We start from the raw sequence: 21493 nt of genomic DNA, 5'->3' as shown, positions 1-21493 counted from the left end.
CGAGTGAGCAAGCGCACCTTCCAGCCGAACAACCGTCGTCGCGCGAAGACCCACGGCTTCCGCCTGCGCATGCGCACGCGTGCCGGCCGCGCCATCCTGGCGAACCGCCGTGGCAAGGGTCGCGCGAGCCTGTCCGCCTGATCCACTTAAACAGGTCATGACGTGCTGCCTACCGAGAATCGGCTGAGGCGGCGCGAGGACTTCGCAACCGCGGTACGCCGAGGTCGCCGGGCCGGTCGCCCGCTCCTCGTCGTCCACCTACGCAGCGGTGCAACGGACCCGCACGCGCCTGGGGAGAGCGCTCCCCCGACGCGTGCGGGTTTCGTCGTGAGCAAGGCCGTGGGCGGTGCGGTCGTACGCAACCAGGTGAAGCGACGTCTGCGCCATCTCGTCCGCGACCGACTCTCCGAGCTGCCCCCCGGTAGCCTGGTGGTCGTACGGGCGTTGCCCGGAGCCGGCGACGCCGACCACGCACAGCTGGCCCGAGACCTGGACGCCGCTCTTCAGCGGCTGCTGGGAGGGGGCGCGCGATGAAGTACCCGCTGCTGGCTCTCATCAAGCTGTACCAGTGGACGATCAGCCCGCTCCTGGGCCCCGTCTGCCGGTACTACCCGTCGTGTTCCCACTACGGATTCACGGCCATCGACCGGCATGGCGCGATCAAGGGCACGGCCCTGACCGTCTGGCGCATCCTGCGGTGCAACCCGTGGTCGCCCGGCGGTGTGGACCACGTCCCCCCGCGTAAGCGCCCCCGCTGGCACGAAATGCTGAGGAACGCGCTGCGCGGCGACAAGGGCGGGTCCACCGCCGAGACGAGCCCGGCCGCAGAGACCTCGCCCAATGCTCAAGGAGCCTGATTAGTGGACACGATTGCCAGTCTGTTCAGCTTCATCACCTGGCCCGTTTCCTGGGTCATCGTCCAGTTCCACAAGGTGTACGGGGCGGTCTTCGGCCCTGACACGGGCTGGGCCTGGGGCCTGTCCATCGTGTCCCTCGTGGTGCTGATCCGTATCTGTCTGATCCCGCTGTTCGTCAAGCAGATCAAGTCGACGCGGAACATGCAGGCGCTCCAGCCGAAGATGAAGGCGATCCAGGAGCGCTACAAGAGCGACAAGCAGCGTCAGTCCGAAGAGATGATGAAGCTGTACAAGGAGACGGGTACCAACCCGCTCTCCTCGTGCCTTCCCATCCTGGCGCAGTCGCCGTTCTTCTTCGCCCTGTACCACGTGCTGTCCAACATCGCCGAGGGCGACAAGGTCGGCGCGATGAACCAGGCGCTGGTCGACAGCGCCCGGCAGGCCCACATCTTCGGTGCCCCGATCGCCTCGAAGTTCACGGACAGCGCCGCCGACGTCGCCGCGCTCGACGCCTCGATCACCTCGGTCCGCATCGTCACCGCGATCATGATCGTCCTGATGTCGGCCTCGCAGTTCTTCACCCAGCGCCAGCTGATGATGAAGAACGTCGACCTCTCGGTGAAGACCCCGTACATGCAGCAGCAGAAGATGCTCATGTACATCTTCCCGGTGATCTTCGCCGTCATGGGCATCAACTTCCCCGTCGGTGTCCTCGTCTACTGGCTGACCACCAACCTGTGGACCATGGGTCAGCAGATGTACGTGATCAACCAGAACCCGACCCCGGGCAGCAAGGCGCAGGACTCCTACCTCCAGCGTCTCCTGAAGAGCATCACGACCCACGGCGAGGTCCGCGGCCGCCGCCGGAAGACCGTCGTGAAGCTGATCGTCGCCAAGGCCACCAGCGACCGGAACGAGAACGAGCGCCGCTTCTTCTCGGGTCTGACCAAGGCCGGGTTCGCCGCCCAGGCCGACGGCACCGTCATCAAGAGCGACACGATCGAGGCCGAGGCCGAGGGCGGTGCCGCCGCCAGGCGTCAGCAGCCCAAGCGCCAGACCAAGGCCCAGCGCCAGTCCGCCGCCCAGCAGGCCGCGGTGAAGGACACCGGGGAAATCTCCGAGCCGGCTGCCGAAGCGGCGACCACCTCGCTCGAGAAGAAGCCCCAGGGCCCGGCCAAGACCACCGCGAAGGACGAGCCGAAGGACGAGGCGGGCGACAAGCCCGCGCGTCCGAGCCGTGCCAACTCCGGGGGCTCCCGCCAGGGCAAGTCCGGTCAGCGCAAGGGCCAGCAGCGGCCCAAGCACCCGTCCTCCAAGAAGTAAGCCCCGAGCCTCCGAGCCTCGCCGAAGTAAGAAGGAGTCCATCCGTGACGGAAGGCACCACCTCCGCCGCCGCCGAGGGTGGCGACACCCTGACCCGCCTGGAGCAGGAGGGTGAGATCGCGGCCGACTACCTCGAGGGCCTGCTCGACATCGCCGATCTCGACGGCGACATCGACATGGACGTCGAGGCCGACCGGGCCGCGGTCTCGATCATCAGCGACTCCAGCAGCCGTGAGCTGCAGAAGCTCGTGGGCCGCGACGGTGAGGTCCTGGAGGCGCTCCAGGAGCTGACCCGCCTGGCCGTCAACCGGGAGACCGGTGACCGCAGCCGTCTGATGCTCGACATCGCCGGCTTCCGTGCCAAGAAGCGCACCGAGCTCGCCGAGCTGGGCGCCAAGGCCGCGGTCGAGGTGAAGTCCACCGGTCAGCCGGTCAAGCTGGACCCGATGACGCCGTTCGAGCGCAAGGTCGTGCACGACGCGATCGCCGCCGCCGGTCTGCGCAGCGAGTCCGAGGGCGAGGAGCCCCAGCGCTTCGTCGTCGTGCTCCCGGCCTGAACCCTCACGTAGTGTCGGCCCCGTCTGTTCACAGGCGGGGCCGATCTTTGTCAGCCCGATAGTCAGCTACCACAGTGCGCTCGCACGCGAAGCGTGCGGTACGGAAGGACGGTTCCCGTGACGGAGGCAGCGGAGCTCCCCGAGGCTCCGGAGCAGGCGCGGACAGTCTTCGGTGAGTACTTCCCGGAGGCCGTGCGGTACGCGGAGCTCCTCGCGGACGCGGGTGTGAAGCGCGGCCTGATCGGCCCGCGGGAGGTTCCGCGGCTGTGGGAGCGCCACCTGCTGAACTGCGCTGTCCTCTCGGAGGTCGTTCCCGAGGGTGTCACCGTCTGCGACGTGGGCTCGGGCGCCGGCCTTCCCGGCATCCCCCTGGCCCTGGTCCGGCCCGATCTGAAGATCACGCTCCTGGAACCGCTCCTTCGTCGGACGAACTTCCTCCAGGAGGTCGTCGAGCTGCTCGGCCTCGACCATGTGACCGTGGTCCGAGGGCGCGCCGAGGAGATGCTCGGCAAGATCACTCCGGTGCACGTGGTGACCGCTCGTGCGGTGGCTCCCCTCGACCGACTGGCCGGCTGGGGCGTCCCCCTGCTGCGCCCGTACGGGGAGATGCTGGCTCTCAAGGGGGACACCGCTGAGGAGGAGATCAACGGCGCGCGCGCCGCGCTCGCCCGGCTCGGTGTGGTGGAGACCTCGGTGCTGCAGGTGGGCGAGGGGATCGTCGATCCGTTGTCCACGGTCGTCCGTGTGGAGGTCGGCGAGAGCCCGGGTGGCGTGCGGTTCGCGGCCAAGCGAGCCAAGGCCGCCCGCACGAGCAAGACCCGCCGACGCCGCTGAGCGTCGCATACGTACCATTTCGGAGTGTCGAGCGGTCCTGGTGCCTGGCAGCAGGGGCATGGTGTTTCACGTGAAACATCGCTCACTGCTGCAGGGGATCATCAGCCGTGGTCGCGCGGCTGCCACGCCCCGGGACCGTCGACCCCGTGTGAAGCCACCCGCGAGGGTTACGGAGATGTCCACAGAGGTGGATTCACCCACAGAACCACCGACCTCGCTGGTTCGTGACCCCGAAAGCATGGCAGGCTCTCCCCATCGCGAGCCTGAAGCCGAGGAGAGTGAATCCTTGCGGTCCGACGCCAACATCGCGGGACCGATGACCGATCCGGTCCCCGGTCCCCGAACCGAATCGGCGGGGGAGGATGTTTCACGTGAAACACCGCCCCCGATGGACGACACCCCCATTGGTCGTGCTGCCCAGCTGGCAGTAGAAGCCTTGGGTCGTGCCGGTGAGGGACTTCCCCGCCCGGCGCAGACTCGTGTGATGGTGGTCGCCAATCAGAAGGGCGGCGTGGGCAAGACGACCACGACGGTCAACCTTGCCGCGTCCCTCGCCCTCCACGGCGCCCGGGTCCTGGTCATCGACCTGGACCCCCAGGGCAATGCTTCTACGGCGCTGGGTATCGACCACCACGCCGAGGTCCCCTCGATCTACGACGTTCTGGTGGACAGCAAGCCGCTCTCCGATGTGGTGCAGCCCGTCATGGACGTCGAAGGCCTCTTCTGCGCCCCGGCCACCATCGACCTCGCCGGCGCGGAGATCGAACTGGTGTCGCTGGTGGCCCGTGAGAGCCGCCTGCAGCGGGCGATCCAGGCCTACGAGCAGCCGCTCGACTACATCCTGATCGACTGCCCGCCCTCGCTCGGTCTCCTCACGGTCAACGCCATGGTGGCCGGAGCCGAGGTGCTGATCCCCATCCAGTGCGAGTACTACGCGTTGGAGGGCCTCGGGCAGCTCCTGCGGAACGTCGATCTGGTGAGGGGACACCTCAACCCCGCGCTCCACGTCTCGACGATCCTGCTCACCATGTACGACGGCAGAACGAGGCTCGCCTCCCAGGTCGCCGACGAGGTGCGCACCCACTTCGCCGAGGAGGTGCTGCGGACCAGCATCCCGAGGTCCGTCCGGATCTCGGAGGCCCCGAGCTACGGGCAGACGGTCCTCACCTACGACCCGGGCTCCAGCGGCGCCCTGTCCTATCTCGAAGCGGCCCGTGAGATCGCCCTGCGGGGGGCAGCCGTGCACTATGACCCGCAGCACGCCCCTGTGGGGCACGCCCCTATGGGGCACCTGAACCATCAGCGCAGCATGTCGGAGGGGATCCAGTGAGTGAGCGACGTAGGGGATTGGGGCGTGGGCTCGGTGCGCTGATCCCCGCTGCTCCCCAGGAACGGCAGGCGCCGGCGGCCGGTGTCGGGGCGGGCGTGACCTCTCCCGGTGTGCCCACCGCTCTGTCGTCGGACCGAGGGGTGGCCGCCGCCAAGCTGGCGACGCTTCCGCAGAGCGCGCAGTCCCCGGAGTCCATGCTGTCGTGGAACGAAGCCGAGTCCGTGGTCCGGCCGGAGCCGCCGGCCGGGGCCTACTTCACCGAGCTTCCGCTCGACGCGATCGTTCCCAACCGGCACCAGCCGCGTGAGATCTTCGACGAGGACGCCCTGGCGGAGCTCGTCATCTCCATCAAGGAGGTGGGTCTGCTCCAGCCCGTGGTCGTACGCAAGGTCGATGACGAGCGCTATGAGCTCGTCATGGGTGAGCGCCGGCTGCGGGCGTCCAGGACGGCAGGTCTGGAGCGGATTCCGGCGATCGTCCGGGACACCGATGACGAGAAGATGCTCCTGGACGCCCTCCTGGAGAACCTTCACCGTGCCCAGCTGAACGCGATCGAAGAGGCTCACGCGTACGAGCAGTTGCTCAAGGACTTCGGCTGCACCCATGACCAGCTCGCGGAGCGGATCGGGCGTTCCCGCCCGCAGATCTCCAACACGCTGCGTCTTCTGCGGCTCTCGCCGCCGGTGCAGCGGAGGGTTGCCGCAGGAGTGCTGTCCGCCGGTCACGCGCGGGCCCTGCTCGGTGTGGAGGACCCGGAGTCCCAGGACAAGCTCGCCCACCGGATCGTCTCCGAAGGACTCTCGGTGCGCTCCGTCGAGGAGATCGTGAGCCTTATGGGCTCCGAGGAGCCCGTCGGTACGATCAAGCCGAAGGGACCGCGCGCAGGCGGCCGTGTCTCGCCCGCGCTCACAGACCTCGCCTCCCGGCTCTCGGACCGCTTCGAGACCCGGGTGAAGGTCGACCTGGGGCAGAAGAAGGGCAAGATCGTCGTCGAGTTCGCCTCGATGGAGGATCTGGAGCGGATCCTCTCGACCCTGGCTCCCGGCGAGGGACGGGTCATGGACCAGAAGAACGCCGAGCAGGACGCGGAGAGCTGATCCTTTCCGCTCCCTGAGGCCGCCGAGGGCGGGCCGTGCTCCGGTCTTCACCGGAACGCGGCCCGCCCTTTGCCTGTGAACGGTGTCTTCCCGATCGCCCGATCGATACGATTCCAAGAGGCGAATCCGTACGCGATGGCGAGGAAATGGGGAGCGGCCGTGGGGCGTCGGCTCGTACCGCTCACACTGGACAACCTTCCGGACCTGCCCAAGCGGTGTCGCTCCTGCGTCTTCTGGGAGCTCGACCCGGTCAGCGGAGAGGCCGCGGTGAAGGCCGGGCGCCCGGAGCTGGAGAAGGAAGCCTGGATCTCGGGCGTTCTGCTGGACTGGGGATCCTGCGGCCGGGTCGTCTATGTCGACGAGGTGCCGGTCGGCTACGTCCTCTACGCTCCCCCGGCCTATGTACCGCGCTCGACGGCCTTTCCGACAAGCCCCGTGGCCGCCGATGCCGCGCAGCTGATCACGGCCTGGATCATGCCCGGCTACCAGGGACAGGGGCTGGGCCGGGTGATGGTGCAGACCGTGGCCAAGGATCTGCTGCGGAGGGGCTTCAAGGCCATCGAGGCCTTCGGAGACGCACGCTGGAAGGAGCCGGCCTGTGTGCTGCCGGCCGATCATCTGCTGGCGGTGGGCTTCAAGACCGTGCGTCCGCATCCGGCCTTCCCCCGGCTGAGACTGGAGCTCCGGACGACGCTCTCCTGGAAGGAGGACGTCGAGATGGCCCTGGACCGGCTTCTCGGCGCCGTACAGAAGGAGCCTGTCCTGCGGCCGCTCTAGGGCAAGGACACGAGGACGGCCCGCCCCCTACTGGGGGCGGGCCGTCTGTGTTTCACGTGAAACAACGCGGGAGCGTCAGGCCTTGGACGGCTCGACGAAGTCCGCGAGGTCGCGCAGGATGGCGGCCTTGGGCTTGGCACCGACGATCGTCTTCACGACCTCGCCGCCCTGGTAGACGTTCAGCGTCGGGATGGACATGACGCCGTACTTGGCAGCCGTGGCCGGGTTCTGGTCGATGTTGAGCTTTACGATCTCGATCTCGCCGTGCTCGGCGGCGATGGCCTCGAGCGACGGGGCGATCTGGCGGCACGGGCCGCACCACTCGGCCCAGAAGTCCACCAGAACGGGCTTGTCGCTCTTGAGGACGTCTTCTTCGAAGGAAGCGTCGGTCACAATCTTCAGGGCCACAGCGGCCTCCTTGATCTCGCGGGGTGTAGGTGGGTGGGGGGAGACGGGGTCAGACCGCGGGGGTCTCGGCCAGCTTCTCGCTGTCGGCGAGGGCGGCCAGGAAGCGCTCGGCGTCCAGCGCGGCGGAGCAGCCGGTACCGGCGGCCGTGATGGCCTGGCGGTAGGTGTGGTCGACGACGTCGCCGGCACCGAAGACACCGGTGAGGTTCGTGCGCGTCGACGGGGCGGCCACCTTGAGGTAGCCCTCCTCGTCGAGGTCCAGCTGGCCCTTGAAGAGCTCCGTCCGCGGGTCGTGGCCCACGGCGATGAAGAGGCCGGTGACGGGAAGCAGGCGGGTCTCGCCCGTCTTGGTGTCGCGCAGGGTCACACCGCTGAGCTTCTGCTCGCCGTGGATCTCGGTGACCTCGCTGTCCCAGGCGAAGGAGATCTTCGGGTCGGCGAAGGCGCGCTCCTGCATGGCCTTCGAGGCACGCAGGGTGTCGCGGCGGTGGACGATGGTGACGGTCTTGGCGAAGCGCGAGAGGAAGGTGGCCTCTTCGATCGCGGTGTCGCCGCCGCCGACGACGGCGATGTCCTGGTCCTTGAAGAAGAAGCCGTCGCAGGTGGCGCACCAGGAGACACCGCGGCCGGAGAGCACGTCCTCGTTCGGCAGGCCGAGCTTGCGGTGCTGGGAGCCGGTGGTGACGATGACGGCCTTGGCGCGGTGCACGGTGCCGGCGGTGTCGGTGACGGTCTTGATGTCACCGGTCAGGTCCACGGCGATGACGTCGTCGGGGACCAGCTCGGCGCCGAAACGCTCGGCCTGGGCCCGCATGTTGTCCATCAGGTCCGGACCCATGATGCCGTCACGGAAGCCGGGGAAGTTCTCGACCTCGGTCGTGTTCATCAGAGCGCCGCCCGCGGTGACGGCGCCTTCGAAGACCAGGGGGTTCAGCGACGCCCGGGCGGTGTAGAGCGCAGCGGTGTAACCCGCGGGCCCGGAGCCAATGATGATCACATTACGGACGTCGCTCACGGATTTCTTCCTCGTCTCTGCAGACTGCCACTGCCTACGGGGGCGCTTGTCTCGGTCGCTCTCACCCCACCCAACGGATCCTAAGGGGCGTACATTCCCGAGACCGCCGCACGGCACCGTTGCCGGACGGGGAGAGAGGTCAGGAGCGGGGGAAGGTCTGGCTGACGAGGAGTTCGGCGGCCGGGCTTCCGCTCTCCGTGGTCCGGTCCGCGCAGGAGGCGTCGAGCACATAGGCCTGGATCCGGGTGCTGTCCGCAGGGTCCGGCAGCACGAGCAGATAGGCGGGCTTCCCCTGGTACTCGCCCCGCTCGTGGCCGAGCACCGCGTCGGTGCGGCCGGTGCCGGCCAGGACACAGGCGGGGACGGCGGTGTCCCTGTTCCGCTGGGGAGGCGGAGTATCCGCCTCGGCGGACATGGACTCGGGCCCGATGCCCCGAGGCGTCGGGGCGGAGCCCTCCTCGGCCAGCAGCGCGTGCGCCCGCTCCTCGACCGGAGTGCCGGAGAAGGGGCTCAGAGTCGCCCCGGCCGCGACGTCGGCCTTCGTGGTGTCCGCCGCCGTACTTCCCTGGTCCGGGTTGCTCGCCTGGCTGAGGTACAGGCTCGTTCCCAGGACCACGGCACCGAAGGCAGCGCCGAGCGTGGAGAGCAGGGCGATCCGGCGGCGGGGCCTGCCGGCCCGGCCGGGGCCGGTGGCCGCGCCGGCGCGGCCACCAGGGCGGTCCGCGACGGGGACACGCGACGGGGAGGGAGCCGTCTTGGACGGGGCGCGGGATGTTTCACGTGAAACGGGGGTGTCGCTCTCCGGCCCGGTGGCGTTGAGGAGGGCCTCGGCGGCGAGGGCGGCATCGATGCGGCCGGCGATCTCGGCGGGCATGCGGGGCGGCCCGGGCAGGGTGCCCAGGAGCCCGCGGATCTCCTCCAGGGAGGTCCGTACATCGGCGCAGAGCGGACAGTCGTCCAGATGGCGGCGTACGGCGGCGGCGCGGCTCGGTGAGAGCAGCCCCTCGGTCAGATCGGAGATCTCCGAGACGTCCGGGTGCTGTGTTGTGTCGGCCTTGCCGGTCGTGGAAGTCACGCGCGCCCACCTCCGCCCTTCACAGCAGCTGGATCAGTCGGTCCGGTACCCGTCGGCCCCGGCACCGGTGGGACGGATGTCCCCGGCGTCCGGTTCCTTCCCCCATCGAGGGCGTCGTTACCCACGGTGTCGACACGCAGATGAGTGACCATCGGAAGCAGCCGTGCCCGCCCGCGCGCGCAGCGGCTCTTCACGGTGCCGGTGGGAACGCCGAGGATACGGGCCGCCTCCGCGACCGGGTAACCCTGCATGTCCACCAGGACGAGGGCGGCGCGCTGGTCGGCGGGGATCGCGGCGAGCGCGGCAAGGACTTCGCGGTGGACGTCCTGCCGTTCCACGGGGGCCTCGGCCGACTCGTGGGGTTCGAGGAGCTGCTCGAACCGGTCGGTGTCGTCGACGGGCGAGGTCCTGCGGGAGGCGGTCTTCCGGGCGCGGTCGAGACAGGCGTTGACCGTGATGCGGTGCAGCCAGGTGGTGACGGCCGACTGGCCCCGGAAGGTGTGCGCGGCCCGGAAAGCCGAGATCAGGGCGTCCTGAACGGCGTCGGCGGCCTCCTCGCGGTCCCCCAGGGTCCGCAGGGCCACCGCCCACAGTCGGTCGCGATGCCGCCGTACGAGCTCACCGAAGGCGTCCGGGTCCCCGGCGACATGACGTGCCAAGAGTTCCTGGTCGCCTGTGGCCTCGTCTATCGGATCGTCCAACGGTGAGCCCCCTCCCGTGCGGTGGTCAGCCCATGACCTTGATCTCGGTCAGCCTGCCGCGGAAACCGCCGTCAGCTGCGGGCAGTTTCGTGAGCCAGACCAGAAGGTAGCGGGTCGTGACGGGTTTGGTGAGCTTGAGGGGGACGTCGGTGCCGTCTCCGGAGGTCTGGGTCGTGAACCCGTCGGGTGTGTAGGGCGCCGATGAGGCGTCGGAGGGCGCGGTGCGCAGCTGCACCGAGGTGTGACCCGTGAACGACAGCTCGACCGAGCTGATCTCCTGGGCCTTGCCCAGGTCGAGCACGAGTCCCACACCGGACTTCAGGTTGCCGAGTTCGGCGCTCTCGTATTTCACGGTGTGCCAGGAGGTGCTGGGATCGCCGTCGTAGGCGTTCTCTATGACCTGGCCGTTCTCCGCACCGTTGCCCAGGGGGTCGAAGTCGGTGGCGGACTCGATGGCGATCGGCTTGGGCGGCGGCGGCTTCTCGTCGGCCGTCGGCGTCGTCACCGGCGTCTTGGTGGGGGTCTTGTCAGCGAGGAGGCGGTCCGCGATCTGCCAGCTGCCCAGTCCGAGGGCGGCGATGAGGAGGGCGGAGACGGCCCACTTCAGTGCCGTGCCGGTGCGGCTCTGGAGCGGGGGCGGCGGGACGACCACCGGCTGGGTGGTGACAGGGCGCTGCTGGGGGCGGCCGTACGTGCCCTGCTGGTAGGTCGTGCGCTGGTACTCGGGCGGTGTGGCGTACTCCGGCTCCGGCGGCCTCACGCGGGGCATCGCCGCCACGGCCTTGGCCAGCTCGTCCGGGGTGGTGCAGGGCGGCTCCTGGCGCGAGGCGGTGGCCCCGTCGTTGACCAGGGCGCGCATGGCGATCTCGGAGAGGCCCCGATGGACACCTGCGCGGACCTGGTCGGGGGGAAGCAGCCCGACGCCCTTGGGAAGGCCGGAGAGTCCGTAGGCATCGCTGTCGTACGGCCAGCGCTGGGTGAGCGCGGCGTACAGGAGCGCTCCGATGGCCTCGGTGTCACTGCGCTGCGGGCGGTCGGCGGTGATGCCGCGCAGGGCCGCGTTCACGGCCAGACCACGGATCCGGTACTGACCGGTGGAGCTGCGCAGGACGGCGCTCGGCGTGAGCCGGAGGTGGGCGAGACCTTCGCGGTGGGCGGCGGCCATGGCCTGGGAGACCTGGCTGACGAGCTGGTAGGCGTCGTGGGGTTCCAGCGGGCCGGCCGCGAGCAGCGCGGTCAGCTCGGTGGAGTCGGGCAGCCACTCGTGCACCACGTACACGAGGTCGTTCTCCTCGACGGCGTCGAGGACCTGGACGAAGCGAGGGTCGCCGAGGAGGGCCGAGGAGCGGGCCGCGGCCAGGACCGAGCGGGCCCGGGGGTGGTCGGCGGGCAGCAGGTGCACCCCGACGGCACGCCGCAGCTTCTCGTCGACGGCACGCCAGCTGCTGAAGCCGTCCAGCCGGGTGACGCACTCCTCCAGCCGGTAACGCCTGGCCAGCTTGTGGCCGCTGTGCAGCTCGGGAGCCGTGATGGAGGGCTGCTCGCCGCTCTGTCGTTCGACCGCCTTCTTCTCCGTGGCCTCGGCGCTCTGCTCCGCCGTCTTCTGCTTTTCCGCCACCCCGTCGGTCGCGGCCGTGCCCGCCTTGGCGGTCAGCGGGTCGTCACCGCTGTTGTCGGCCACGTCGACGGCAGCCGTGCTACGTTCCGCCACCGTCGTTCCTGCCTCCCCATCCGTTGCGCCACATCCAACAGCCAAGCCAATTGTGCCCACAGTCGGACGCTATGCACGACACGCGGTTCCCCTCGATGGTTGTGCGGGACTCGCGGGTTCAGCGTCCCAGACGTCCGCGCACCATGCCGACCAGGGTGTTCAGCTCCGCGATCCGCATGCGCTTGGCCGCGACGAAGAAGACGCCGCCGAGCGCCGCTCCGCCGACGAGCAGGGCGACGAGCGAACCCAACGCGCCCTCGCCCAGGAGCTTCAGCAGACCGAAACCGACGGCGCCGGAGACGATCGCGGCGGGCACGGAGGCCATGCAGAGGCGCGCGTAGGTCCGCATCACCTGGGTGCCGTCCAGGTCGCCGCCGAGGCGGTTGCGGAGGCGCCGCCACGCGATGCCGACGCCGACGGCGTAGGCGAGCCCGTACGAGGCGGCCATGCCGACGACGGCCCACTGGGCGGGCAGGACGACGTAACAGATCGCGGAGGCCACCGCGTTGACGGCGGCCACGATGACCGTGTTGTAGAAGGGCGTCCGGGTGTCCTCGTAGGCGTAGAAGCCGCGGAGCACGACGTACTGGACGGAGTAGGGGATCAGGCCGAGGCCGAAGGCCATCAGGATGAAGCCCATGCCCTGGGCGGCCTCGAGGCCGCTGGAGGCGTACAGCAGGGTGCACATCGGGACGCCGAGCGCGAGGAAGGCGAAGGAGACCGGGACGATCGCGACGGCCGAGTTGCGCAGCCCCTGCGAGATGTCGTCCCGAACGGCGCCGGGGTCGTTGTCGTGGGCGGCGCGGGAGATCCGCGGCAGCAGCGCGGCCATGACGGAGACGGTGATGATGGCTTGCGGCATGCCCCAGATCAGCTGGGCGTTCGAGTACGCGAGGAAGCCGGCGCCGTTCTTCCCGGACTCCTCACCGGCGGCCGTGGCGAGCTGGGTGACGACCAGGACGCCCGCCTGGTTGGCGAGGACGAAGAGGACGGTCCACTTGGCGAGCTTGACGGTCTTGCCGAGCCCGTGGCCCTTCCAGTCGAAGCGGGGCCGGAAGCGGAAGCCCGTCTCACGGAGGTACGGGATCATCGCGAGGGCCTGGACGACGAGCCCGAGCAGGGTGCCGATGCCGAGGAGGCGGATGCCGTCGTCCGGGATGGTCTGCACACCCATGTGGGACTCGGCGGAGGTGCCGTAGACCCAGATGAACAGGCCGAAGGTGACGATCATGACGATGTTGTTGAGGACCGGGGTCCACATCATCGCGCCGAACTTGCCTCGTGCGTTGAGGATCTGACCCATCACCACGTGCACGCCCATGAAGAAGATCGTGGGGAGGCAGTAGCGGGCGAAGGTCACGGCCACGCTGTTGGCGGCGGCGTCGTCGGCGATGGTGTTCGACATCAGCCGGATGAGCAGCGGCGCCGCGAAGACGGCGAGAACCACGATCGCGCCGAGCGCCACCATGACCAGGGTGAGCAGCCGGTTGGCGTAGGCCTCGCCGCCGTCCTCGTCGTTCTTCATCGAGCGGACGAGCTGCGGGACGAAGACCGAGTTGAGGCCACCGCCGACGGTGAGGATGTAGATCATCGTCGGCAGGGTGTAGGCGATGGTGAAGGTGTCGCCGAGCAGGGCCGCGCCGAGCGCTCCGGTGATCACCAGGCTGCGGACGAAACCGGTGAGCCGGGAGACCAGGGTGCCGGCCGCCATCACCGCGCTCGACTTCAGCAGCCCGGAGGCACGGCCGGACTTCTTGGGAGCGGGGGCGGGCATGGGGTCCGGTTCCGGAGCGGGTGGCGGTACCTGGCCGGGCATCTGCTGGTCCCGGTAGAGGTGGGCGAAGGCGTCCGGCTCGGGCTGTTCCTCGCCGGCCCGGGTGACCAGGTCGTCGACGCCGGTGAACTGGACCGTGCGCGCGTCGTCGCCGTACGGCAGGTGGCGTGAGGTGCCGTCGGGCTCCGGCGCCGGGGTCTGTGCCCACAGCCGGGGGTCGGGAGCGTACGGGGGCGCGGCAGGCTGCTGGTAGAGCGGCTGCGGCTCCTGGTAGGTGCCGGGCGGGGGCGGCGGATGCGCGGCGCGGTCGTAGAGCGCCTCGTTCACCGGGTCCTGCGCGGAGAGGTCCTGGGCCCGGTAGGGATCGTGGGTGAAGGCGTCCTGGACGTAGGGGTCCTGGACGTACGGGTTCTGCGGGTGGACGGCCTGCGCGTAGGGGTCCTCTCCCTGCCGGTTAGGGGCGCCCTGGTGCGGGGGCGGGACCGGCGGGTAGCCGGAACCGGGAGGCACCGCGGGCGTCCCACCGGACGGCACGGTGCCGCCCGCGTCCTGGCCGCGGTCACCGTCGTACGGCGCGTTCATGGTTACCCCACCTCATCGTCCCCGGCCGACCGGCCACGACATCGCTCAACGGTCCACTTTCTCACCCGTGCCCGACGGGTCGCCGCTTTCGGGCCCGGTGTCCGGTGTCGGGTCACTCGGCTGCTCGGGAACGTCCCGGTCGGTCTCCGACGGCGATGCCTCCGCCTCCGTGTCCGTCTCGGCCTCCGTCCCGGTCCCGTCCGGCGAGGCCTCGGCCTCGGCGTTCCGTGCGGCCACCCGCTTGCGCTGGCTGTACATCCGTACGCCGGCCAGGACGAGGAGGAGGACGCCGCCGGCGATCACGAGCATCACCGTGGCGGTGATCTCGGAGACCTTCACGTTGAAGGTCATCGGCTGTCCGTACGGGGTGCCGTCGTCCGTGTAGAGCTGGGCCGTCATCGGCACCTGGCCGTTGACGTTCGCCGACGCGTTGAACTTCACCGACTGGCTGTGTCCACCGCTGACCTTCACGGGCAGTTCGGCGATCCCGTCGCCGTTCAGCTGCAACCGGTTCTTGTTGCTGGAGGTGAGCCGCAGCACCAGATGGACGTCCTGCAGCAACTGGTTCTGGACGGTCACGGGGATCGTCGCGCTGCGGCCGGACAGCACGAGGTCCGACTTGTCGACCAGCTGGACGCCCTCGGTGAGGGTCTGCAGATACTCCAGGACGTTGCCCCGGTAGATGGCGGCCGTTCTGGCCTGTCCGCGCCAGGAGGTCGACATCTCACGGTTGATCGCGTTGCCGAACGGGGTCACCACCCGGTCCGGCAAGGTCAGGACGACCTTGAAGTCGTCCAGCTCGTCGCGAGTGGTCTTCATGTCCCGGAAGGCCTGGACGGGCAGCTCCCGGTCACGCAGCTTCTTCGGGTACCGGGAGCTGCCGGGCACCGCGGTGGACGCGTCCGGATCCGGCTTGGCCGCGGCGGCCGCCAGCAGGTCGACCGGCTGGCTCCAGCGCCGGCCGGACAGGCCGTGCAGGGCGGTCGCCATGGTCTGCGCCTGGGCGACGGTGGGCACCCGCTGGGGGGCGACCACGATGCTGCGCTGGTCCTCCGGCTGCTCCAGGGTGATCGCGAGGGACTGGGCGAGGAACTCCTGGACCGCGAGCGTGGACTTCTCCGCGCGGACCATGTCCCCCTCGAACGCGGTGGACAGGAGCGCGTCGCTCACCACGGCCGTCGTGCTGCCGTCGCCGAAGGGACGGGCCGCCGTGGGCGTGTACGGGAGGTCGTCGCGGACGCTGTCGCTGCGGGCGATCACCTTGTCGGCGCCGGCCGAGGTCGCCACCGCCAGGATCGAGGGGTCGACGGCTCCGTCGGCGGGCCAGGCGAAGTCGGTGGAGGGCTGGACGTGGAGGATGGTCTCCACCGTGCCCCCGGCGAGGGCGGTCGCCGACTGGAGGTGCCCCAGCGAGCCGGGCACGTCCTTGCCGCGGTGGGCCAGAGAGGCGAGGTCGGGGTCCGCGAAGGGAAGGGCGACGACCTTGGCACCCTGCACCGCCGTCTCCAGCGCGTTCAGCCAGCGCTCGGCGACGGCCTGGTTCTTGCCGGGGACGTGCAGGGTGCCGTCCTTGACGCGGTACCCGTTCGCCATGGCGTCGACGGACGCCAGCAGGTCAGGGTCGAGCACCCAGGTGACCGGGAGGTCCTTCCCGAGCGAGACGAGCTGGTCGAGCCGCCCGCCCGGCTTCAGCTCGGCCGCCAGGGCGTCGTCCTCGAAGACCGGGGTCTGCTGATCGTCCGTGGCCGTCTCCGCCGAGACGTGCGCCGAGGAGATCAGCGGCCACAGATAGGTGAGCTGGGTCTTCTTCTTGGTGGCCTCGGGCTGGTACGGCACGAAGGTCCGCTCGATGCCGAGCACCCGGTCGTAGCGCCGGTCCGAGGTCTGTCCGGTGAGGGAGACGCCCAGCTGGTAGACGCCCGCCTCGTCGAGTCCGAGCTCGGAGACCGGCACGGAGAGGGAGAACTCCGCACTCAGGCCGGCGCCCAGCCGGGGGATGGCGACGGTGGGGGCGTCCTCGAGGGGGGCCGGATCGCTGTCGCTCCGGTAGCCGGTGCGCCCGGTGACCTGCTCGATCTCGCTGCGGCTCGTCATCCGGGGCCCGACGCGCAGGTCCACGGTCGCGTCGGTGACGGTCTTCTTCCCCCGGTTGGTCACCGTCCCGGTGACCGTGACGGTGTCGCCGTCGACGGGCGCACTCGGGGACAGAGTGTCGAGAGACACATCGACGGTCTTCGAGGCGGGAGCCTCCTCGGCCGCGGCGACGGCCGGGGAGGACGCGGCCGGAGCCTGGAGCAGCCCGGCGAGGAGCGGTGCCCCGAAGGCGACGGTGATCGTGCGCCGCAGCCATCGGCGGGCAGGTGAGGGACCGGTTCCCTGGATGTCTGCCGCCTCGGCCACGCGTTCGCCCGTCCTCGTCGTTGTCTGTGGTGCCAGTGGTGTAGGTGGTTCCCGGTTGCTGTGTCCAGGCATGGTAACGAGGCACGCTGGGAGCAAGTGCCGGGGACTGCTCCAGCCGATCTCCTCACCGGCCCTCGCCCGGCGGCTCGTGACGCCCGGCCCCCGGGAAAACGAGGACGTCGCCGCGGGCCGGGGCACGTACCCTTTTCTGTTGTGCCGAACGCCAACGAAGACACCCCGACCGCACTGAGCCAGGTGCAACGCCGCGCGGTCAGTGAACTGCTGCGTGTGTCCCCTGCCGCCGACGACCTCGCCCGCCGTTTTCAGGAGGCCGGGTTCAGCCTGGCACTGGTCGGCGGCTCGGTACGCGACGCGTTGCTGGGCCGGCTCGGCAACGACCTGGACTTCACCACCGACGCCCGCCCCGAGGACGTACTGAAGATCGTCCGTCCGTGGGCCGACGCCGTGTGGGAGGTCGGCATCGCCTTCGGGACGGTCGGCTGCCAGAAGGACGCCAAGGTCGGAGACACCGTTCAGCGTTTTGAGATCGAGATCACCACGTACCGCTCGGAGGCGTACGACCGGAGCTCGCGCAAGCCCGAGGTCTCCTACGGGGACTCCATCGACGAGGATCTCGTCCGGCGTGACTTCACCGTCAACGCCATGGCCGTGGCCCTTCCGGAGAAGGAGTTCATCGACCCGTACGGCGGTCTTGAGGACCTCGCCGCCCGGGTGCTGCGCACGCCGGGTACGCCGGAGGAGTCCTTCTCCGACGACCCCCTGCGCATGATGCGTGCCGCGCGTTTCGCCGCCCAGCTGGACTTCGAGGTCGCCCCCGAGGTCGTCACGGCGATGGAGGAGATGTCCGGCCGGATCGAGATCGTCTCCGCCGAGCGAGTCCGTGAAGAGCTCAACAAGCTGCTGCTCTCGGCCCACCCGAGGAAGGGCCTCGGTCTCCTCGTGGACACCGGGCTCGCCGACCATGTACTCCCCGAGCTGCCCGCGCTGCGCCTGGAGAGCGATGAGCACCATCGCCACAAGGACGTCTACGAGCACTCCCTGACCGTGCTCGACCAGGCGATCGACCTGGAGGAGGACGGCCCCGACCTGGTGCTGCGCCTCGCGGCCCTGCTCCATGACATCGGCAAGCCGCGTACCCGTCGCTTCGAGAAGGACGGCCGGGTCTCCTTCCACCACCACGAAGTGGTCGGCGCGAAGATGACCAAGAAGCGCATGACCGCGCTCAAGTACTCGAACGAGATGATCAAGGACGTCTCGCGGCTGGTGGAGCTGCACCTCCGCTTCCACGGTTACGGGACCGGGGAGTGGACCGACTCGGCCGTGCGTCGCTACGTCCGTGACGCCGGGCCGATGCTCTCGCGTCTGCACAAGCTGACCCGCTCGGACTGCACCACGCGCAACAAGCGCAAGGCGTCCGCGCTCTCCCGCGCCTATGACGGCCTGGAGGACCGCATCGCCCAGCTCCAGGAACAGGAGGAGCTGGACGCGATCCGTCCCGACCTCGACGGCAACCAGATCCAGGAGATCCTGGGCATCGGCCCCGGCCCCGCCATCGGGCAGGCCTACAAGTTCCTGTTGGAGCTCCGGCTGGAGAACGGGCCGATGGAGCACGACAGTGCCGTCGCCGCGCTCAGGGAATGGTGGGACACGCGAAGCTGAGCCGTGTCCGGACGCGGCGGTGTTTCACGTGAAACACCGCGCCTCCGACCTCTGCGAGGGGTGGTGTTTCACGTGAAACATCACCCCTCGACGCGTTCCCGCCGCAAGGCCAGCGCGATCACCGCGTAGATCACGGCCACCAGGACGACCAGCAGGGCGGAACGGCCGTCAGGTGGCAGCATCAGCGCCGCGACCCCCGCCGCTGCCACGAAGGCGACGTTGAACAGCACGTCGTACAGCGCGAAGACCCGGCCACGGAAGGAGTCGTCCACGGATGTCTGCACCACCGTGTCCGTCGCGATCTTCGACCCCTGGGTGATGAGCCCGAGGAGGAAGGCGGCGACGAGGAAGGGGACGGGGGCGAACGTCAGGGCGAGCATCGGTTCCAGCACGGCTGCCGTCGCCGCGCACACCGTCATCCAGCCGAAGGGGTCGAGCCGTCCCACCGCCCAGGGGGAGAGGACGGCGGCCGCGAAGAACCCCGCGCCCGAGGCGGCGACGGCGAGTCCGAGGAGTCCGAGCCCCTCGGACTCCGTGGAGCTCCACGCGTAGCGGCAGAGCATGAGCACGGTGACGAACAGGGCGCCGTAGCAGAAGCGCATGAGGCCCACCGCGAGGAGAGCGCGGGCGGCGGGCCGGCGCTCGGCGAGGTGGCGCAACCCCGCGGCCAGCCCCCGGGCCGTCGAGGCCAGGGCCGAGGTGAGCCGCTGCGGCACGAGACCCGGCTCGGGACCGAGGAGCTCCCGGGACATCCGCAGGGAGGCGAGGCCGGCGCAGAGGTAGAGGGCGGCACCGAAGGCCACCACGGCCGCGTCGGACTTGCCGGCGACCAGTTGGACACCGAACGCGAGGCCGCCGCCCAGGGTCGCGGCGAGGGTGCCGGCGGTGGGGGAGAGCGAGTTCGCCACGACCAGCCGCTCGGCGTCGACGACCCGCGGGAGGGCGGCGGAGAGCCCCGCGAGGACGAAGCGGTTGACGGCGGTGACGGAGAGCGCGGAGGCGTAGAAGAGCCACTCGGGGACGGAGGCGAGGACGAGCACGGCGGTTCCGCCTGCGAGCAGGGCGCGCAGGAGATTGCCGTACAGGAAGACCTGGCGCCGCTGCCAGCGGTCGAGGAGGACGCCGGCGAAGGGCCCGACGAGCGAGTACGGGAGCAGGAGGACCGCCATGGCGGAGGCGATGGCGGTCGGAGAGGTCTGCTTCTCGGGGGAGAAGACGACGTACGTGGCCAGGGCCACCTGGTAGACGCCGTCGGCGCACTGGGAGAGCAGCCGGACGGCGAGCAGGCGGCGGAAGTTCGTCAGGCGCAGGAGTACGCGCAGATCACGTACGACGGACATGGCAGCAAGACTCACATACGAAGAGGGTCCCCGGGGCGGTGCCCCGGGGACCCTCGATCGACAAGCTGCGGAGCTTTAGCGCTCGACCTCGCCCTTGATGAACTTCTCGACGTTGGCGTAGGCCTCGTCGTCGAAGTACTGCACCGGCGGGGACTTCATGAAGTACGAGGACGCGGAGAGGATCGGGCCGCCGATGCCGCGGTCCTTGGCGATCTTCGCGGCGCGCAGGGCGTCGATGATGACACCCGCCGAGTTCGGGGAGTCCCACACCTCGAGCTTGTACTCCAGGTTCAGCGGGACGTCGCCGAAGGCACGGCCTTCGAGGCGCACGTACGCCCACTTGCGGTCGTCCAGCCACGCCACGTAGTCCGACGGACCGATGTGGACGTTCTTCTCGCCCAGCTCGCGGTCGGGGATCTGCGAGGTGACAGCCTGGGTCTTGGAGATCTTCTTGGACTCCAGGCGGTCGCGCTCGAGCATGTTCTTGAAGTCCATGTTGCCACCGACGTTGAGCTGCATCGTGCGCTCAAGACGGACACCGCGGTCCTCGAACAGCTTCGCCATCACGCGGTGCGTGATGGTGGCGCCGACCTGCGACTTGATGTCATCGCCGACGATCGGGACGCCCGCCTCGGTGAACTTGTCCGCCCACTCCTTGGTGCCGGCGATGAAGACCGGAAGAGCGTTGACGAACGCGACCTTGGCGTCGATGGCGGCCTGCGCGTAGAACTTCGCGGCCTCCTCGGAACCCACCGGCAGGTAGCAGACGAGGACGTCGACCTGGCGGTCCTTGAGGATCTGGACGACGTCGACCGGCTCCTCGGCGGACTCCTCGATGGTCAGGCGGTAGTACTTGCCGAGACCGTCGAGCGTGTGACCACGCTGGACCGTGACGCCGCTGTTCGGGACGTCACAGATCTTGATGGTGTTGTTCTCGCTGGCGCCGATGGCGTCGGAGAGGTCGAGGCCGACCTTCTTCGCGTCGACGTCGAAGGCGGCGACGAACTCGACGTCACCGACGTGGTAGTCGCCGAACTGGACGTGCATCAGGCCGGGCACCTTGGCCGCCGGGTCGGCGTCCTTGTAGTACTCGACGCCCTGAACCAGCGAGGCGGCGCAGTTGCCCACGCCGACGATGGCTACGCGAACCGAACCCATTCCGGTTGCTCCCTGTGTGATCGTGGAAGCCCTGCTGTACGCAGGGTTTCACTTGGCGGTGTCATCGGACGGATCCGGCCGGGTACTGCCCCCGTGCCGGGGCAGGCCGCCCGTTTCTCCAGAATCGTTGTCGTGCCGAGCGGGGGCGTCGGGGCCGGATCGCTGATCCCGCCCTGCCCGCTCGCTCTCGATGAGCTCGTTCAGCCAGCGCACTTCGCGCTCCACGGACTCCATACCGTGGCGCTGCAGCTCAAGCGTGTAGTCGTCGAGGCGCTCGCGGGTCCGGGCCAGGGAGGCGCGCATCTTCTCCAGGCGCTCCTCCAGCCGGCTGCGGCGGCCTTCGAGGACGCGCATCCGCACCTCGCGCTCGGTCTGCCCGAAGAAGGCGAAGCGTGCCGCGAAGTGCTCGTCCTCCCAGGCGTCCGGGCCGGTGTGGGAGAGGAGCTCTTCGAAGTGCTCCTTCCCCTCGGGCGTCAACCGGTAGACGATCTTGGCCCGGCGACCCGCGAGTGAAGCGGCGAGGGCCTCTTCGGGAGCGCTGCCCGGTTCCTCGATCAACCAGCCGTTGGTGACCAGCGTCTTGAGGCAGGGGTAAAGCGTTCCGTAGCTGAAGGCCCGGAAGACGCCCAGCGAGGTGTTGAGGCGCTTCCGCAGCTCGTACCCGTGCATCGGAGCCTCGCGCAGCAGGCCGAGGACGGCGAACTCGAGGATGCCGGAGCGTCTGCTCATGCGCCGCCTCCTCCTCCGCCTTCGGAACTCTTATGCCGTGCTGATGTATCGACTCGATACATCAGCACGATAGAACGGCCCGTCTGTCTCGACAAGTGGGACCGCCGTGACCGGCGTCACATCGTCAATTCACAGCGTTCGACTT

At 69.4% G+C, this 21493-nt stretch carries 20 protein-coding genes; 10 read left to right on the top strand and 10 right to left on the bottom strand.

The window, feature by feature from the left end:
- Positions 1 to 3: 3 nt before the first annotated feature.
- The 9 genes from rpmH to ACFWUY_RS04440 all read left to right on the top strand — a co-directional run bounded on the left by rpmH (position 4) and on the right by ACFWUY_RS04440 (position 6775).
- On the top strand, positions 4 to 141 hold the full coding sequence (gene rpmH, locus ACFWUY_RS04480) for a 50S ribosomal protein L34 (protein WP_006381191.1): 138 nt from the start codon (positions 4 to 6) through the stop codon (positions 139 to 141).
- A gap of 21 nt (positions 142 to 162) precedes the next feature.
- Complete coding sequence (rnpA, locus tag ACFWUY_RS04475) at positions 163 to 534, top strand: ribonuclease P protein component (protein ID WP_078623361.1); 372 nt, start codon at positions 163 to 165, stop codon at positions 532 to 534.
- Positions 531 to 857 carry a membrane protein insertion efficiency factor YidD gene (gene yidD / locus ACFWUY_RS04470; protein WP_384101889.1) on the top strand — a complete coding sequence of 109 codons (327 nt, stop codon included), beginning with the start codon at positions 531 to 533 and terminating at the stop codon, positions 855 to 857. Before rnpA ends, yidD begins: the two co-directional genes overlap by 4 nt.
- Positions 858 to 860: 3 nt before the next feature.
- Positions 861 to 2180: a membrane protein insertase YidC gene (gene yidC / locus ACFWUY_RS04465; protein ID WP_384101887.1), complete on the top strand. Its 1320-nt coding sequence runs from the start codon at positions 861 to 863 to the stop codon at positions 2178 to 2180.
- Between the two features lie 44 nt (positions 2181 to 2224).
- On the top strand, positions 2225 to 2737 hold the full coding sequence (locus ACFWUY_RS04460; RefSeq protein ID WP_384101885.1) for a protein jag: 513 nt from the start codon (positions 2225 to 2227) through the stop codon (positions 2735 to 2737).
- Positions 2738 to 2854: 117 nt separating this feature from the next.
- A complete protein-coding gene (rsmG, locus tag ACFWUY_RS04455) occupies positions 2855 to 3571 on the top strand; it encodes a 16S rRNA (guanine(527)-N(7))-methyltransferase RsmG (RefSeq protein WP_384101884.1) in 717 nt (238 codons plus the stop codon).
- Between the two features lie 238 nt (positions 3572 to 3809).
- Entirely contained in the window at positions 3810 to 4901 is a 1092-nt protein-coding gene (locus ACFWUY_RS04450) for a ParA family protein (protein ID WP_384101882.1), read from the top strand.
- Positions 4898 to 5998, top strand: coding sequence for a ParB/RepB/Spo0J family partition protein (locus tag ACFWUY_RS04445; RefSeq protein WP_384101880.1), 1101 nt, complete (start codon positions 4898 to 4900; stop codon positions 5996 to 5998). Before ACFWUY_RS04450 ends, ACFWUY_RS04445 begins: the two co-directional genes overlap by 4 nt.
- Before the next feature lie 159 nt (positions 5999 to 6157).
- Positions 6158 to 6775, top strand: a complete 618-nt coding sequence (locus ACFWUY_RS04440) for a GNAT family N-acetyltransferase (protein WP_384101878.1) — start codon at positions 6158 to 6160, stop codon at positions 6773 to 6775.
- Positions 6776 to 6850: 75 nt separating this feature from the next.
- Here the strand turns inward: ACFWUY_RS04440 and trxA are convergent, their stop codons facing one another.
- The 7 genes from trxA to ACFWUY_RS04405 all read right to left on the bottom strand — a co-directional run bounded on the left by trxA (position 6851) and on the right by ACFWUY_RS04405 (position 16441).
- Complete coding sequence (gene trxA / locus ACFWUY_RS04435) at positions 6851 to 7183, bottom strand: thioredoxin (RefSeq protein ID WP_384101876.1); 333 nt, start codon at positions 7181 to 7183, stop codon at positions 6851 to 6853.
- Positions 7184 to 7232: 49 nt separating this feature from the next.
- Positions 7233 to 8198: a thioredoxin-disulfide reductase gene (gene trxB, locus ACFWUY_RS04430; protein ID WP_384101874.1), complete on the bottom strand. Its 966-nt coding sequence runs from the start codon at positions 8196 to 8198 to the stop codon at positions 7233 to 7235.
- A gap of 139 nt (positions 8199 to 8337) precedes the next feature.
- On the bottom strand, positions 8338 to 9273 hold the full coding sequence (locus ACFWUY_RS04425) for a zf-HC2 domain-containing protein (RefSeq protein ID WP_384101872.1): 936 nt from the start codon (positions 9271 to 9273) through the stop codon (positions 8338 to 8340).
- Positions 9270 to 9974, bottom strand: coding sequence for an RNA polymerase sigma factor SigM (gene sigM / locus ACFWUY_RS04420; protein WP_384101870.1), 705 nt, complete (start codon positions 9972 to 9974; stop codon positions 9270 to 9272). Before sigM ends, ACFWUY_RS04425 begins: the two co-directional genes overlap by 4 nt.
- Positions 9975 to 9999: 25 nt before the next feature.
- A complete protein-coding gene (locus ACFWUY_RS04415; protein ID WP_384101868.1) occupies positions 10000 to 11685 on the bottom strand; it encodes a protein kinase family protein in 1686 nt (561 codons plus the stop codon).
- Positions 11686 to 11803: 118 nt separating this feature from the next.
- The gene (gene murJ, locus ACFWUY_RS04410) at positions 11804 to 14041 is read right to left on the bottom strand and encodes a murein biosynthesis integral membrane protein MurJ (RefSeq protein ID WP_384101866.1); all 2238 of its coding nucleotides are present in this window, start codon (positions 14039 to 14041) and stop codon (positions 11804 to 11806) included.
- A gap of 45 nt (positions 14042 to 14086) precedes the next feature.
- Positions 14087 to 16441, bottom strand: coding sequence for a DUF6049 family protein (locus tag ACFWUY_RS04405; RefSeq protein WP_384101864.1), 2355 nt, complete (start codon positions 16439 to 16441; stop codon positions 14087 to 14089).
- 213 nt (positions 16442 to 16654) lie between these two features.
- Between ACFWUY_RS04405 and ACFWUY_RS04400 the strand changes: the two genes are divergently transcribed.
- The gene (locus ACFWUY_RS04400; protein ID WP_384101862.1) at positions 16655 to 18121 is read left to right on the top strand and encodes a CCA tRNA nucleotidyltransferase; all 1467 of its coding nucleotides are present in this window, start codon (positions 16655 to 16657) and stop codon (positions 18119 to 18121) included.
- An 80-nt stretch (positions 18122 to 18201) separates the two neighbouring features.
- Here the strand turns inward: ACFWUY_RS04400 and ACFWUY_RS04395 are convergent, their stop codons facing one another.
- The 3 genes from ACFWUY_RS04395 to ACFWUY_RS04385 form a co-directional block, all read right to left on the bottom strand.
- Positions 18202 to 19461, bottom strand: coding sequence for an MFS transporter (locus ACFWUY_RS04395; RefSeq protein WP_384101860.1), 1260 nt, complete (start codon positions 19459 to 19461; stop codon positions 18202 to 18204).
- Positions 19462 to 19536: 75 nt separating this feature from the next.
- Positions 19537 to 20619 carry an inositol-3-phosphate synthase gene (locus tag ACFWUY_RS04390; RefSeq protein ID WP_384101858.1) on the bottom strand — a complete coding sequence of 361 codons (1083 nt, stop codon included), beginning with the start codon at positions 20617 to 20619 and terminating at the stop codon, positions 19537 to 19539.
- Positions 20620 to 20667: 48 nt separating this feature from the next.
- Positions 20668 to 21348, bottom strand: a complete 681-nt coding sequence (locus ACFWUY_RS04385; protein WP_384101856.1) for a helix-turn-helix transcriptional regulator — start codon at positions 21346 to 21348, stop codon at positions 20668 to 20670.
- Between the last annotated feature and the right edge of the window lie 145 nt (positions 21349 to 21493).

Source organism: Streptomyces sp. NPDC058664, from assembly GCF_042716635.1.
Lineage (GTDB): Bacteria > Actinomycetota > Actinomycetes > Streptomycetales > Streptomycetaceae > Streptomyces.
The sequence above is the reverse complement of the archived record's forward strand: the minus strand, read 5'-3'. Positions and strand labels throughout refer to the sequence as shown.